Source organism: Paenibacillus sp. L3-i20 (genome assembly GCF_022180385.2).
In the GTDB taxonomy this organism is placed as follows: Bacteria; Bacillota; Bacilli; order Paenibacillales; family Paenibacillaceae; genus Pristimantibacillus.
The window spans coordinates 2,830,784-2,845,276 of record NZ_BQME02000001.1 but is presented as its reverse complement, the minus strand read 5'-3'; the positions used below and the strand labels follow the sequence as shown (position 1 = coordinate 2,845,276).

The following is a 14,493-nucleotide window of genomic DNA, read 5'->3' as shown; positions in this document are numbered from 1 at the left end:
AGGGAGCGAGCCATTATGTCTAATTCATCCCCTAAATTATTCGTGTTCACCGGAACGAGCGGCTCAGGCCGCAAAACAGCCGCACACACAGCATTAAAGAACAGTGACATTATCCATATTCCTTCTTGTACCGACAGACCTCCGCGAAGCAAAGAACATCCAGACAGCGACTACAGATATGTAAGTCCAGCCCAATTCGAGCTCATGTATGTCAATCATTTTTTCGCAGAAGATGTTCGGATTGATCATTATCGTTATGGCATTGGAAGGCGTATTCTCGATGCAACGTTAAACGAGGGCAATGACGTCTATATGATTCTTAATCGAGAAGGAGCAGACAAAATTCGTGCGCTTTATGGGGATCGAGTTATCCGTATTTTTCTGTATGTGGATAAGAACACCGTACGTGAACGTCTAGAATCTAAGGGAACTCCCTATGAAATAATTGATAGTTACCTCGATCATTACAGTGAAGAAGTAACGTATCGCAAGAGTTGTGAACATGTGCTGGAGAATGTGAATTTGGAAAAGACAGTTGAGAAGATTAGGGAGATTGTGCAGAGCTATAAGAGTAACAATTGATAAAATAGGATTACATTCGGTCCCTAATCCAATGATTATTCTTCTCTACGAAAAGCAATACAATCTCTTTTACTGGTATGTCTATTCATATACGTATTTCTACATCTGTTGAAGTACTTTTTAGATAAAGACGAGCGTGACTATTCTTTTGAAATAATCTCGCCTTTCCATGCTTATTATAGAAGTCTTCATATTCCATAGGAACTAAACTTCCTTCATGAAGAGCCGTCGCAAATGCGAACGGCTCTATTTTCTTAACTATTGCCCAACAAAAAAGACAGAGAATGAGTCCCTTATTTAATACCCTTACAATGAATACTAATAAAAAAAGGAAGATAGAAATTTCCCTATCCCCCTCAAAGTCTCGCTAGCTGTTCCAAATTAATCATAAAACCATACGTATGCCGATTTAGATCCAATGATATAAAACTCAGCCTTTCTATTGTCCCCGTCCACAAAACCCCCGATCCCTCGCCATACCGCACACTTATTGCTGCCCGTACGTTCAGTCCATACTAAATCAGGAGCATTAGGTACAGAATCGGCTTCATATAACGTATAATAATCATGTACGGTTGAACAAACCCTAAAATCTCCTCCAGTAGAATTCACAGTAGGCGCACTTACATAATAATTGGGCCCTAGCCTAGTTAGCTGGTCTTCCCCAATCCAGTTCCACACTCCATCCCCGGCTTTAGGACTTACCTGCGACTCTCCCACTGCGTTTGCCGCTGATAACGGAATCATAAATACTAGCACCAAAAGCAACAAATAGATTCTTGTCCATGTCCCTCTGCGCAAACTCAAAACATCAACCAGCCTCCTAGCAGAAAATTGTTGTAAATTTCTCACATCAACCAACCTCCTAGAAATATTTTGTTTTGCACAAATAGTATACCATTAGACATTACTATTTTTTAGAGTAATTTGCTGATTTTTACTAATATTCCTCGCGATTAATAGGGTTATAAAGTTACGCTCCTCTATCTCATTATTTGTACTCACGTCCGAGCTGATATGCACGTTCCAGCAAACTCTCAATATGCTCCTTGGATTCAGAAAGGGTATCGCATAGCAATTCAACTCGTGATTCTTTTACTTGGGCGTAACCAGCAAGCAGTACATTGAGATAGTGTGACAATGTCTCGTCGCGCTTATATTTTTTCATATGCTCTTGATCCCCGCCAGTAAGGCAAATCCACAACACTTTTTTCTCCCCGATCTTCCCGAACAAACCTAAGTTCCATACTTTGTCCAAATAACCTTTAAGCATCGAAGGAACGTTGTACTGCCATAACGGGAACACAAAAACGAGCGTGTCCGCTGAAAGAATTCTGTCCATTTCTTTGCGAATCACGGGAGGATAGTTTTTGTTTGGATTTATCCAATCTTTTTCATCTTCAGCCGTATATACAGGATTGAATCCGTCGTAGTGCAAGTCCAACATATCGACTTCGTGGTTGTTTTGTTCTAAGCCTTCTATAAAACGGTTCATTACAGCGTGCGTAAGTGAGTTTTGTCGCGGATGAGATACAGTAACAAGCGTTTTCATTGGTTAACGACCTTCCTTTATATCATATTCCCGGCGGCATCTATGGATAACCTTTCGAAAAAATAGTCAATGGCCGGTTACAGTTGTTATTATGTATGATATAAATTATTCTGATAAGTACGCACTTTAAAGTGCAGTAGCTACTTTTAAGTTCCGTAGTATCATTTTTATACTGATTGAATTACTTTGGAAGGAAGGAGTGGTTTTGTTATGAAGAAATATCGCAATGGTATGGAAGCCGCTCTGGAAGTCGTCGGTGGAAAGTGGAAAAGCATCATACTATTCCATTTGATAAGCGGGAAAAAGCGAACCAATGAGCTCAGAAGATTAATCCCCGATATTACCCAAAAAATGTTGACGCAGCAACTTCGCGAGCTCGAAAAGGATGGCATTATTAACCGCATCCTCTACCATGAAATCCCTCCTAAAGTGGAGTATGAGATTAGCGAATACGGTTTGAGCTTGAAAACGGTGCTGGACAACTTGTGCTTATGGGGAGAAAGGCACTTGGACAAAGTGTATGGAGACAGATCGACCATCCTGGAGGTATACTATTCGGACGATACCTATGAGCGTATGTAACACCTTCATTACATTATAAAAAAGCGGCTCGCATTGAATATGCTCGCCGTTTTTCGTTATATGATCCGGAATGTAACTTGATCGTCCCTATCCGTTTTGATTTGGACTGAGGCGAGTGAAATATACGTCAGTACGAATAAAGAATTGCTAACACCTAGCGCTATCAATTTTATAAACTTCATCAGGAAAGGGTAATTTGGACGTCGGGTGCAATATGTATATATCTGCCTCTGATGTTGCTTCCAACATACTCAAATGATAATTCTCCTCTACGAACAGAACAACAATCTCTTTTACAGGTATGTTTAATGGAATACGTATTTCTTCATCCGTTGAAGTACTTTTAAGATATAGACGAGCATGACTATTCTTTTGAAATAAGTTAATTAACTCAAGTTGATATTCATAAGTATTATCCGATGTAATTTGTAATGAGTCAGTTGTAACCTCCTCTTCTAACCATCCGCCAGTGTCTACGTACTTAAACAATATTGGACTTAAGGAGAGCATACATAAAATCATTATAGAAACAGCAACTATTCTCCATGGAGATGAAGGAATCCATCCTTTGAAAAGTAAAATTATTGATGAAGCGATTAACATTATTGATGGTATTCCAAAATAGGCAAAAATCACGTTTGATACTAAATCTATTCCTCGTTGAAAATTTGCTGTCGTTCCAAAGACAAACCAAATAACGGCGGATAGATTAATTAAAATAGCTACTATCCATATAATTCTTATTAAGAGCAGTAATGATGTCACCCCCTTTTTATTTTTAAAATATGGGGACTGCAAAATAGCGTCCTTATCTACTAGTGAAATAATTATGAGTTTATATAGAAACCTTTCAATAGCTACTAGATGCAATTTTTCCAAACAGCTTCATTCACAACATTTTTACTTCATATTCCCTACACTCTCTCATATAATATTTTGTTCAGATAAGTATTTCTATATTTTATTTGGATAATTTTTTATTGTTCTTTCTAAACTAAAAAATCCAGTTTTCACAAGGGTTTAAGCTTGTATTGTCGAACTCATATGTACGGAAATTATAATCCATGATTCAAATATCTTGCTATCATAGGGGATCAATTGTGTACCCATCCATTTCTATGCAACGGATCAGCAGTTGCGTATTCCTGCTATCATCGGATGTTTAATAGACGAGCGAATCATCTGTATCGAAATGAATATTTCGTAATAAAGGAGAAACATTATGAAAGCTAAAATTGTAATTGGTGAATTACTTATTCTGTGCTTTATCGGATTTTCTTCATTTATGCTCAATAAATCAAAGACATTGGAGTACGCTTTTCAAAATGCAAAGATAGATGTAAAAAATACCATTGAATTTCATAACAATGGTAAGTCACTCGTTTTATTTCAACGCACATTTAACTCTAATTATGGGTTCGGAATCCCATGTCCTATTAACCTCGCTCTTTTTCATCACATTATCACATCTTTCTCTTATTTGGGCTCTATTAAAACATGAAATATTATAAAAAAATGTAATTGTCATGGAATAGAATTTACATCTAGCAAAACAATAAATAAACCCAGTCAATACCTATAAACAGGCTTCAACTGAGTCTAAATGTACCACAATAAATTATCATCTTCCGAGCATATTATAGCAAAACACTTCGAGTTTTAGGGAATTACTCCTTTTTTCACACCTTAAATTCGCAAGCCTTGTTAGGCTTTGGAATTATAAAATTGATTCAATGAACTAAGACAAATAAGCTAAACTAGCAGGCGCCAAATAGAAAATAGCAAGAAATATTAATCTAAAGAACGTAAGAATCTCGACAATTTTTGCATCCCCCCCTAATTTCTCTACGGATAATAGGACTAGAGCCTTAAACAAACTACGAGATAATCAATTGTTAACGCATTTTATAACATTCCATCACGAACATTCATACAACATGAAGGCATCAGAGCTTTACAATAAAACATATAACTCTCATACTGCGCCATTATGCAAGTCTGTGGGCATCTTCCCTTTGTTGAGGAACCGCTTTTGCTCAACTATCTTGTTCTTGCTTTTCTATCAAACTTAAAACTCTTAAGCAAACACACTGATTTCATGACCATAGGATCAGTGTGTTTTCGCTTGGTAAATTGGTGCAATAGTCGCATTGTAATCAACTTGACAAACACCGGACAAGATGTCATATTATTCAATATAAGAAATCTATCGATAACAATTATTAATAGATATTGCTAATAATTGAAATACTTGGTAGAATCATTTTAACTACAGACGAGCAGTGGATATAGTATAATTTTGCCGTATCAACTTGCATACTATCCACTAATCCACGATTATTCATTATTCAGCGCTATACGAGCATGGAACTCAGATCTAGAACATGCGTCGTTCTACACTTCATCACTCTCCACTGCTTTTACCTTCAAGGAACTACTACACACTTTGCTTGGGCATTCCAAGACATAAAACTACCTCTTCGTATACATAATATGACAAAAACTCCTTTGAATCTTTTGTTCATAAGGTTCCAACTGCGACATAAAATAACCAAAATCAACTTACCTTTTTAAATCCAACAACTTCCTTTTGAATTCTATAATGCATTTTTTGATCGTTATTGATACATGGCTTTTTTGTGTAATTTTATTTGTTTATATTTTACATAAATAGATTTATATGAGTTTTAATATTGCGATACCATCAAAGTTAGCTATCAAAATCATGTTCACGAGCTAATTCAACAAAATCTAAATAATAAGCGTTGGGAGGATGTTTATGGATGTTAATTTAGTCGTATCAGTTGCACTAGCTACTTTATTGCTCTACTCGTTTGTTGCCAAAATTGCAGCTTATCCTGATTTTAAAACAACAATTGAACAACTGAAGTTTCCACTGTTTTTCACTTGGATCGTAGTAGCGACTGAGGGAATTATAGCAGCGATGCTTGTTGTTGATTACACCAGATTAATTGGTCAGATTGCCGCAATGCTGTTGTTCCTTTCTTTTTATGCGGTTGCTGGACTCGCTATTTATAAAAATTTGAATGTAAGCTGCAATTGCTTCGGGAAATCTAGCGAAGAAAAGCTTGGCTGGGGGACAATGTGGAAGATTACACCGCTCTTGCTGCTAACATTAATCGGACTTTTCGTTGATCACTCTTCATCATTGGCTTCAGTGAATCTAACCGAAACTATCAGCTGCATCGGTATCACCATTGGTTTATTGAATATGTACTTAATGTTGAAAAATAGAAAACTATTGCTAGAGGGAGGCTCATAAGTTCTATGACTCTATTCAATCTATCCTATGCTTTTTTGTGGGCGATAATAGCACTTCAATCCTACTTCATCATTCAGCTTGGGAGAAAATTGCAATCTAAAGTACAATCCGAGGATGCCCATCATCTTATTGAAGAAGATCATGGGATTCCCCAAAGAGCATTATTTCCTCAGTTTCAATTTGAAACCGTTAACAAAGGCTTTATCGATTTACAACACCTCGATAAACAAAAACATGGATTTTTGATCGCTTTTACAGACGCAACATGCAGTTCTTGCAAAGAGCTATATCCGATATTAGAAAGATTCCATCAACAAAACCCACATTTCCAATCACTTATTCTAATGATCGGTCAGCAGCCTGAGGTGAAAGAAATTATTAATCAATATGAACTAACCGTTCCAGTAACAACAATCGATACAGCCGCTTCGTACGAAACTGGTATCTTCCCGTTTGTCTATTATCTATCTCCTAAAGGAGAGGTTATTGCTAAAAGTGTCGTGCAGCGCAGAGAAACGTTAAACGCTCTTATTGCTCGAACTGTTGTTCCAAAAGCTTCATAATTCGGAAAGGAGGTGGAACTATGGCATGCTCTTGTAGCGGCAATTGCGATTCTCGACGTTGTACTACAATCTCTCATGAGGTAAGACGCTTCACATGGTGCAATATTAATAGTAATTCAATCACTGAATTCGCATGTGGTTTCTAAGCTATTTTCTTTAAATTATCTATGCTCCTGACCAATTGAAAGGAGGTGAAAGATTATGGCATGCAATCCTGCTGGAGATTACTGTTATGCTCAACGTTGCGCTGCGGATACTCATATGGTGAAAGTTACTTATTGGTTCGCCGGAGAAAAGTGTAGATATGAATCTGAATCAAGATGCGGTTGCTAAGCAACTTCCCCTAGATATAAAATTTTCAATACATTTTTTTATAAACCAATAACAGAAAGTAGGTGAAAGATTATGGCATGCAATCCTGCTGGAGATTACTGTTATGCTCAACGTTGCGCTGCGGATACTCATATGGTGAAAGTTACTTATTGGTTCGCTGGAGAAAAGTGTAGATATGAATCTGAATCAAGATGCGGTTGCTAAGCAACTTCCCCTAGATATAAAATTTTCAATACATTTTTTTATAAACCAATAACAGAAAGTAGGTGAAAATTATGGCATGCAATCCTGCTGGAAATTACTGCTATGCTCAACGTTGCGCTGCGGATACTCATATGGTGAAAGTAACTTATTGGTACGCTGGAGAAAAATGTAGATACGAATATGAAGAAAGATGCGGTTGCTAGTCCATTCAAAAGAGGAGAGCGTTCAGCGCTCTCCTCTTTATTATATAATGAAGGTGAGCTCACATGCAGATAAATAACTTAATTTCGGACAAAAACAGGGTTGTTTTTAGCGTATTTATCCGGTTCATGCCGCTTATGCTTAAAATTATCCCTGGTGCAACCATCCTTCTTATTCTGCTCAAAATCATTACTGCTTTACTTCCAGTAGCCCAGATTTACATTGTTAAAGAACTGGTTGATTTAGTAACCTCAATATTCACAAAACAGCAAGGTGTCCCCACTAACGTTTATACCATCCTGTCGTTGCAAGCGTTAATTCTAATCGCCAATCGTGTTTGCAGTTATTTAGATTCTGTCATCGGATTTCGAACACAACAGAAATTGAAGTTTTATTTTGAACAATTATTAATCAACAAAGCTTCTCAATTACCGTTAAGTTACTTCGATCGCCCCGACTATTATGATCAATTGGAGCGAGCTGCATTTGGTGTAGATGTTAAAGGCTTTAACTTAGTCAATCTAATAATGACCATTGGTTCCAATATAATAACTTTAGTCGGACTCATATTTATATTATTGTCTTTCCATTGGATATTGGCCGCCATCGTCTTAAGTATGATAATTCCCAACATACTGGTGAATGCATATTTCGGTAAGCAAAAATATCAACAAGCAATGTCTCAAACACCAGAACAACGAAAAGTTCATTATTTGCTTGGCATTCTACATAGTCGCAGCTCGGCTAAAGAAGCAAGAATCTATGATTTTGTCTCTTATTTGACCTTCAAATGGAAAAGTGTATTCTGGAAAACTGCTAACGAACAATACGAACTGCGCAAACGAACCGACAGTAGACTGCTACTTGTAGAAGTTTCCCAAGTGGCGTTAGATATCGGGGTTATTATTGTACTCATAATATTTGGTTCTACCGGTGCATTAACGATCGGCCATTATGTCTCATTAACACAAGCTCTCCAGCATATTCAGTCAATTATTTCTGGATTAGGGTACTCGATTGCAGCCATTTACGAAGAAAGCCTCTTTATTAATGAGGTGTTGCACTTCCTTGATTTAGACGAGGAAAACTCGAAGGATCGAGATCAACAGTTCCCTGAAAAATTAAGTTCAAAAATAGAAGTGAAAAACTTATCTTTCACGTACGCAACGCATACAACTCCTCAGTTAAAAGGATTAAGCTTCACCATCTCTCCAGGGGAGAAAATCGCTATTGTTGGCGAGAATGGCGCAGGCAAAAGTACGCTTGCGAAGTGTTTGCTCGGGCTTTATTTACCCGATCAAGGGTCCATCTTGTTCGACGGTGTAGACATCTGTACGATCGATCCAAAAAGCATGCGTCAAAATGTATCCGCTGTATTTCAAGATTTTGAAAGTTATCAATTAACTGTTCGTGAAAATATTGCCATGGGTCATCCCAAAATCAATGATGATGCTTATATTGAGGCTGCAGCCGCTAAAGCTGGTGTCGGTGAATTAATCGGGCGTCTGCCTAAAGGTCTAGATACGGAGCTTGGCGCGATGTTCCATAATGGACATGAGCTGTCAGGAGGACAATGGCAAAAGATAGCTCTAAGCCGAGCATTCATGCGAGATGCGCAAATCATTATTCTCGACGAGCCAACAGCAGCGCTTGATCCTAGAGCTGAAGCAGAAATCTATGATAACTTCGCTACCCTTTACGAAGGAAAAACGACCATCATGATCTCCCATCGTTTGAGCAGTTGCAGACATGCGGATAAAATCATCGTGCTACATCACGGGGAAATTATTGAAGAAGGCAGTCATGAGTCATTGCTCGCTGCAAAAGGCGCTTACGCCGAAATGTTCCATACTCAAGCAAAGCGGTATGCATCTTAACCATTATTAGATACTTAGTTTAGCCATTAGCAAAATAACATCGAAGAGTGAACGGACCTCAGGATTCCCTTCCTCAAATTCGTTCTCTGGTGCACCTATAGAGTACCATTTACTTAATGGATTGCAACATTACATTAGTCATTATAGATAAGGTCTATACGTTCATGTTTCATTTACATGAAACAAAGAGGATGTCCCAAAAGTCATAACTTTTTGAGACATCCTCTTGCTATTGCTTCAATTATATATTAACGTCTTCCGATCATATTTTCCGGGCGAACAAACTCATCGAATTGCTCGGACGTAAGTAAGCCGCTTGCAATAGCGGATTCCTTGAGCGTCAGGCCCTTCTTATGAGCGTTCTTAGCAATCGCTGCTGCGTTCTCATAACCGATATGTGGGTTAAGAGCTGTTACTAACATAAGTGATTGATCCAAGTTGCGCTTAATCACTTCTTCATTTGGTTCAATACCGATCGCACAGTTATCGTTGAACGAAATCATTGCGTCTGCCATTAGTGCAAGCGACTGAATGAAGTTGTACATAATAACAGGCTTAAACACGTTCAATTCAAAGTTGCCTTGGCTCGCTGCCATACTAATTGCTGTATCGTTACCAATTACTTGGCAAACAGCCATCGTTAGCGCTTCGCTTTGTGTAGGATTAACTTTACCTGGCATAATGGAGCTGCCCGGCTCGTTTTCTGGAATCGTAATTTCGCCGATGCCGCAACGTGGACCGCTTGCAAGCCATCTCACATCGTTAGCGATCTTCATGAGATCAGCAGCTAATGCTTTGATCGCACCATGCGTATATACCATTTGATCATGACTGGTTAGGGAGTGGAATTTGTTCGCTGCTGTAACAAACGTTTTGCCTGTAAGAGTCGTTACTTCTTCCGCTACAGCTACTGCATAGTCAGGATGTGCGTTAAGTCCTGTTCCTACAGCAGTTCCGCCAAGCGCAAGCTCACGCATTGTATCTACACTTTGAATAATCATTGCACGAGTTTTGTCGAGCATTGCATACCAACCGCTAATTTCTTGACCGAGTGTAATTGGTGTTGCATCTTGAAGATGTGTACGGCCGATCTTTACAAGGTCAGCGAACTTCTCAGCTTTAGCACGAAGTGTACCATTCAGTACATCAATTGCTGGAATCAAGCGATCTTCGACAGCGATAACGCCTGCAATATGCATAGCAGCTGGGAATGTATCATTGGAACTTTGTGAACGATTGACATCGTCGTTAGGATGAACACGGACAGCGCTTCCACGTTCAGCAAGCAATTGGTTAGAACGATTAGCTACAACTTCATTTACGTTCATGTTTGTTTGAGTACCGCTACCAGTTTGCCATACAACTAGCGGAAACTCGTCATCCCATTTGCCGCTCAAAATTTCATCGACTACTTCACCGATAATGACCGCTTTTTCTTCATCCAAAACACCTAGCTTATGATTTGCAAATGCGGAAGCCTTCTTTACAATCGCCATTCCATATACTACTTCAATCGGCATACGTTCGCCGCCAATTTTAAAGTTTTGTAGGCTGCGCTGCGTTTGTGCTCCCCAAAGTCTGTGCGCAGGAACATTTATTTCTCCCATAGTGTCCTTCTCAATGCGGTATTCCATTTAAGTAACGACTCCTTTACGATCATATTAGTCCTATTCTAACAACCCTGTTTCTGTTATAACGCTAATTGCTCCGAGAAGCAAGACAGTACTAGACAAATTAGTATAAACGGACTCCACTGGGTGACTTAGCACCTGCGGCAATGAACTATATATTAAAAATCGTTTGTGAGTTAATAATTATGAACCTGTTGCCTCACGGTATGCAGCTATGTACGCAGCAGCTTTTTGCTCAATAATTGTAAAATCGCCAGTTTTCACTGCTTCCTTTGTTAGATCAGAACCAATACCAACCGCAACTGCGCCAGCTTTGATCCAATCTTTCAAATTATCAAGAGAGACACCGCCTGTTGGCATAATATTCGCTTGAGGCAATGGTCCTTTAATAGAAGGAATGACACTTGGCGAATATAGATTGCCTGGGAATAGCTTGACCACATCAACCCCAAGTTCAAGTGCAGTTTGAATTTCTAGAATCGTCATCGTACCTGGTAGAATAGGGACTGCATATCGATTACAAAGTTTGATTGTCTCGGGGTTCAGTGTTGGAGATACTACATATTCTGCACCTGCAAGAATTGCAGCACGAGCAGTCTCGGGATCTAACACAGTTCCAACGCCAATGATCGCAAAATTATGAGCGTCTGGGGACACATCGCTTGAATATTCTTTGGATAGCTGTTCAATTGCACGTAATGCAAATGGTACTGTCATCGTAATTTCAATCGCTTTAATTCCACCCTTGATTGCATGGCGGGCCATATCTGCTACTTCTTCTGCCGAATCAGCACGTAATACAGCTACAACACCTGCTTCAGTTAACTGCTGCAATATTTTAAGCTTCTTCATGTTTGAACCCCTCTTTCCTACTTCAAAATAATTGTTTGTAATCGTACTTAACCTACGGCTCATTATAGACTTTTTCGGACCACCCTTCAATCTGTTCACCTAATATACAAGAAACTTTTTATAGTTTTAAACTATAAAGTATATAAGTTTTATATATTTCCTTAATAATCGTATATGGAATAAGATGGAACAAATAGAAAAGGAGGAGTTAATATGAACAATGTTGTTAAGGATCTATTCGATCAAGGTGCAAAGGATTATGACATCCAGCGTCGCAGTTTAATACCATGTTTTAATGACTTTTACGGAGCGGCAGTAACATGGACGAATATCACCAAAAGCGCACCCGCTATACTAGATTTGGGTGCAGGAACAGGGCTTCTTTCTGCTATGATGCTGAACAAATTTCCTGATGCACGAATGACCCTAATCGATTTCAGTGAAGATATGCTATTGCAAGCAAAGCAACGTTTATCAGGCAACGAGCATGCAACTTTTATTACAGCTGATTATGTGGCATGCCCATTTGACACAACATATGACGCAATCGTTTCTTCTCTTTCCATACATCATCTATCCCATGAAGATAAGCAAATATTATTCCGAAAAATAGTGCAACATCTTAATCCGGGGGGAGTTTTTGTTAACGCGGATCAAGCATTAGGTGCTACGGCCGCAATCGAACAAGAAAATTTTGCATTATGGGAACAAGCTGTACGCGCAAGCGGGTTAGCAGAATCCTTAATTGATGCTTCCAAAAAACGGAGAGCGCTGGATCAAAGTGCAACATTAGAAGTACAGCTACAATGGCTGCGTGAAGCCGGATTCCCGGAAGTCGATTGTGTGTATAAGCAGTATGCATTCACTGTTTTTGTTGCCCGTACGTAATACAGATACATGAACTCTATAAGTAACATGAGCTAACATTCGCCCATCACTCGTAGTAGCATTATATGTAACGCAAAAGAACTGATGCAAGAGAGTACTTCCTTCTCCTTGCATCAGTTCTCACTAATTGTTCATCTAAACATCAATCTTATTCAATTAGCTACAATCCATTCAATCAGTTAGCGATTAGTGTCCTCGCTTCATCCTCGTTAAGAAGAAAAAACAACCCAATGAAGTACTTACGAGCAATAAAATTACGATAGCTAACGGTACTGCTGTAGCTTCCCCGCCCAAGCCAACTAATGGAGCAGCAGCCCCGCCGAAAATAAATGAAAGCATACCAAGCAGTGCAGACGCACTACCCGCAGATTGTCCTTGATCTTGCAATGCTAATGAAGTTGTCGTTGTCGAGATGACGCCGATGCTGGATACAACTAAGAAAAAAGCAATAATGACAATAGGCAAGCTAAGCTTCAGTACTGCTGCAATAAGCAAAATGATTGCACCAGTCGCCGCCATCGTAAGTCCGCCTCCTAGCAACTTTCTCGCTTCGATGCGTCCTGCTAGCTTCCCCGCTATTTGACTAGTCAATATAATCCCTATTCCATTCAAGCCAAAGACGAAACTATACGTACGCGGAGATACTCCATACATTTCTTGCAGTACAAAGGATGACCCCGATATGTAAGCAAACATAGCTGCCATCATAAACCCTGAAGTCATGGCATAACCCATAAATTTGGAATCGCTAGCCAACGTGCGGAAAGTTCGAAGTGTATTCCCAATTCCACCGCGCGAACGCCGCTCTACAGGCAATGTTTCCTTAAGTCCGAATATAATTGCTGCAAGCATTAGCAAGCCGGACACACTTAGTACTGCAAATACACCTCTCCAAGATGTAAAAGTCAAAATTTCTGCACCTAGTATCGGAGCAAGAATTGGCGCAGCACCATTTACTAACATAAGCAAAGCAAAAAACTTCGTCAATTCAACCCCAGAGTATAAATCCCGCACACTAGCACGGGCAATAACGATGCCTGCCGCCCCTGCAAGTCCCTGTACAAAACGCAACGCAATAAAAGTCCAAATCGTGGGTGCAATAACACATAAAAGTGATACAATGGAATAGATGGAAATTCCGATAATGAGCGGCATTTTCCGTCCACGAACATCACTAATTGGACCAACAATTAATTGTCCAAGCGCAATACCAAGCAAACAGGCAGTTAAGCTTAACTGTGTAATAGAAGCAGAAGCGCCAAGTTCACCTGCAAGAGCAGGCAATGCTGGTAAATACATATCGATAGAAAGCGGCCCTATACTAGCGATTGTTCCTAAAATAATGGCGATCCATAATCTTTTGGAACGAGGGATAGCATTGGAGCTTGGTATAGACTTAGTTGTACTCATCGTGATGAACCCTTCTTTCTTGATTAAAGCTGCTCAAAAAACTTAAGTATCATTCTAACCCCGAAAACCTATTCTGACAACTATTAACGTACGCTATCTCTCATCTAGAGGAGCCGTGAAATGATGAATGAACGCCCCATTATTAAACTAACTCGAACAAGAAGTGAACTTCTATTAGATCTATTAGGAATAGCAGCTATCGTTGCATCAACCGTTTATTTCTTTCTGTGCTGGTCAGACATGCCTCAAAGTATTCCTATTCATTTCAATTCGACTGGTCAAGCTGACGGCTGGGGTAGCAAATATATTGTTATTCTGTTACCTATAATAGGTTTGCTTCTATATATAGGACTAATCCTTATTCGCAAAAAACCATACCCAGTAAGTTGCCTACTATCTTCAAGCAAATATAACTCATAAAATAGCCAGTCTCCGAACAGAGCTGGCTATTTACTTATCGTCCTCCGTTTTCCAAAACCATACTAACTCCCTTCCTAAAAAGTCCCAACGCGTTAACGAATTCTATAATGCGCAA

Annotated in this window: 13 protein-coding genes; 7 read left to right on the top strand and 6 right to left on the bottom strand. The window is 39.2% G+C overall.

Annotated features, from left to right (window positions below; all coding sequences use genetic code 11):
- The first annotated feature begins 15 nt into the window (after positions 1–15).
- Positions 16–582: a guanylate kinase gene (locus tag MFF31_RS13135; protein WP_238188412.1), complete on the top strand. Its 567-nt coding sequence runs from the start codon at positions 16–18 to the stop codon at positions 580–582.
- Positions 583–963: 381 nt separating this feature from the next.
- On the opposite strand, the gene MFF31_RS13130 is transcribed toward MFF31_RS13135, so the two are convergent.
- On the bottom strand, positions 964–1,434 hold the full coding sequence (locus tag MFF31_RS13130) for a hypothetical protein (protein WP_238188411.1): 471 nt from the start codon (positions 1,432–1,434) through the stop codon (positions 964–966).
- Between the two features lie 139 nt (positions 1,435–1,573).
- A complete protein-coding gene (locus tag MFF31_RS13125) occupies positions 1,574–2,134 on the bottom strand; it encodes an NAD(P)H oxidoreductase (protein ID WP_238188410.1) in 561 nt (186 codons plus the stop codon).
- A 210-nt stretch (positions 2,135–2,344) separates the two neighbouring features.
- Here MFF31_RS13125 and MFF31_RS13120 point away from each other — a divergent pair, with 210 nt between their 5' ends.
- The gene (locus MFF31_RS13120) at positions 2,345–2,716 is read left to right on the top strand and encodes a winged helix-turn-helix transcriptional regulator (protein WP_238188409.1); all 372 of its coding nucleotides are present in this window, start codon (positions 2,345–2,347) and stop codon (positions 2,714–2,716) included.
- A gap of 147 nt (positions 2,717–2,863) precedes the next feature.
- On the opposite strand, the gene MFF31_RS13115 is transcribed toward MFF31_RS13120, so the two are convergent.
- Complete coding sequence (locus MFF31_RS13115; RefSeq protein ID WP_238188408.1) at positions 2,864–3,595, bottom strand: hypothetical protein; 732 nt, start codon at positions 3,593–3,595, stop codon at positions 2,864–2,866.
- 1,900 nt (positions 3,596–5,495) lie between these two features.
- Between MFF31_RS13115 and MFF31_RS13110 the strand changes: the two genes are divergently transcribed.
- The 3 genes from MFF31_RS13110 to MFF31_RS13100 all read left to right on the top strand — a co-directional run bounded on the left by MFF31_RS13110 (position 5,496) and on the right by MFF31_RS13100 (position 9,177).
- On the top strand, positions 5,496–5,999 hold the full coding sequence (locus MFF31_RS13110; protein WP_238188407.1) for a MauE/DoxX family redox-associated membrane protein: 504 nt from the start codon (positions 5,496–5,498) through the stop codon (positions 5,997–5,999).
- A 5-nt stretch (positions 6,000–6,004) separates the two neighbouring features.
- Entirely contained in the window at positions 6,005–6,562 is a 558-nt protein-coding gene (locus MFF31_RS13105; RefSeq protein ID WP_238188406.1) for a TlpA family protein disulfide reductase, read from the top strand.
- Positions 6,563–7,365: 803 nt separating this feature from the next.
- Entirely contained in the window at positions 7,366–9,177 is a 1,812-nt protein-coding gene (locus MFF31_RS13100) for an ABC transporter ATP-binding protein (RefSeq protein ID WP_238188405.1), read from the top strand.
- Positions 9,178–9,425: 248 nt separating this feature from the next.
- On the opposite strand, the gene fumC is transcribed toward MFF31_RS13100, so the two are convergent.
- Both fumC and MFF31_RS13090 read right to left on the bottom strand, forming a co-directional pair.
- Positions 9,426–10,811, bottom strand: a complete 1,386-nt coding sequence (gene fumC / locus MFF31_RS13095) for a class II fumarate hydratase (protein ID WP_238188404.1) — start codon at positions 10,809–10,811, stop codon at positions 9,426–9,428.
- A 180-nt stretch (positions 10,812–10,991) separates the two neighbouring features.
- Complete coding sequence (locus tag MFF31_RS13090) at positions 10,992–11,660, bottom strand: bifunctional 2-keto-4-hydroxyglutarate aldolase/2-keto-3-deoxy-6-phosphogluconate aldolase (protein WP_238188403.1); 669 nt, start codon at positions 11,658–11,660, stop codon at positions 10,992–10,994.
- Between the two features lie 213 nt (positions 11,661–11,873).
- On the opposite strand from MFF31_RS13090, the gene MFF31_RS13085 reads away from it, so the two are divergent.
- Entirely contained in the window at positions 11,874–12,548 is a 675-nt protein-coding gene (locus MFF31_RS13085) for a class I SAM-dependent methyltransferase (protein WP_238188402.1), read from the top strand.
- Between the two features lie 186 nt (positions 12,549–12,734).
- Here the strand turns inward: MFF31_RS13085 and MFF31_RS13080 are convergent, their stop codons facing one another.
- Positions 12,735–13,958, bottom strand: coding sequence for a multidrug effflux MFS transporter (locus MFF31_RS13080; RefSeq protein ID WP_238188401.1), 1,224 nt, complete (start codon positions 13,956–13,958; stop codon positions 12,735–12,737).
- Between the two features lie 120 nt (positions 13,959–14,078).
- Here MFF31_RS13080 and MFF31_RS13075 point away from each other — a divergent pair, with 120 nt between their 5' ends.
- Positions 14,079–14,378 (top strand): DUF1648 domain-containing protein, encoded by a 300-nt coding sequence (locus tag MFF31_RS13075; RefSeq protein WP_238188400.1) that lies wholly within the window; start codon positions 14,079–14,081, stop codon positions 14,376–14,378.
- Positions 14,379–14,493 lie beyond the last annotated feature (115 nt).

Bases quoted from the DNA above. Each gene is read 5' to 3' on its own strand.
- MFF31_RS13135 (WP_238188412.1), top strand. From the start codon at position 16: ATGTCTAATTCATCCCCTAAATTATTCGTGTTCACCGGAACGAGCGGC.
- MFF31_RS13120 (WP_238188409.1), top strand. From the start codon at position 2,345: ATGAAGAAATATCGCAATGGTATGGAAGCCGCTCTGGAAGTCGTCGGT.
- MFF31_RS13075 (WP_238188400.1), top strand. From the start codon at position 14,079: ATGATGAATGAACGCCCCATTATTAAACTAACTCGAACAAGAAGTGAA.
- MFF31_RS13085 (WP_238188402.1), top strand. From the start codon at position 11,874: ATGAACAATGTTGTTAAGGATCTATTCGATCAAGGTGCAAAGGATTAT.
- MFF31_RS13100 (WP_238188405.1), top strand. From the start codon at position 7,366: ATGCAGATAAATAACTTAATTTCGGACAAAAACAGGGTTGTTTTTAGC.
- MFF31_RS13105 (WP_238188406.1), top strand. From the start codon at position 6,005: ATGACTCTATTCAATCTATCCTATGCTTTTTTGTGGGCGATAATAGCA.
- MFF31_RS13110 (WP_238188407.1), top strand. From the start codon at position 5,496: ATGGATGTTAATTTAGTCGTATCAGTTGCACTAGCTACTTTATTGCTC.
- MFF31_RS13090 (WP_238188403.1), bottom strand. From the start codon at position 11,660: ATGAAGAAGCTTAAAATATTGCAGCAGTTAACTGAAGCAGGTGTTGTA.
- fumC (WP_238188404.1), bottom strand. From the start codon at position 10,811: ATGGAATACCGCATTGAGAAGGACACTATGGGAGAAATAAATGTTCCT.
- MFF31_RS13125 (WP_238188410.1), bottom strand. From the start codon at position 2,134: ATGAAAACGCTTGTTACTGTATCTCATCCGCGACAAAACTCACTTACG.
- MFF31_RS13080 (WP_238188401.1), bottom strand. From the start codon at position 13,958: ATGAGTACAACTAAGTCTATACCAAGCTCCAATGCTATCCCTCGTTCC.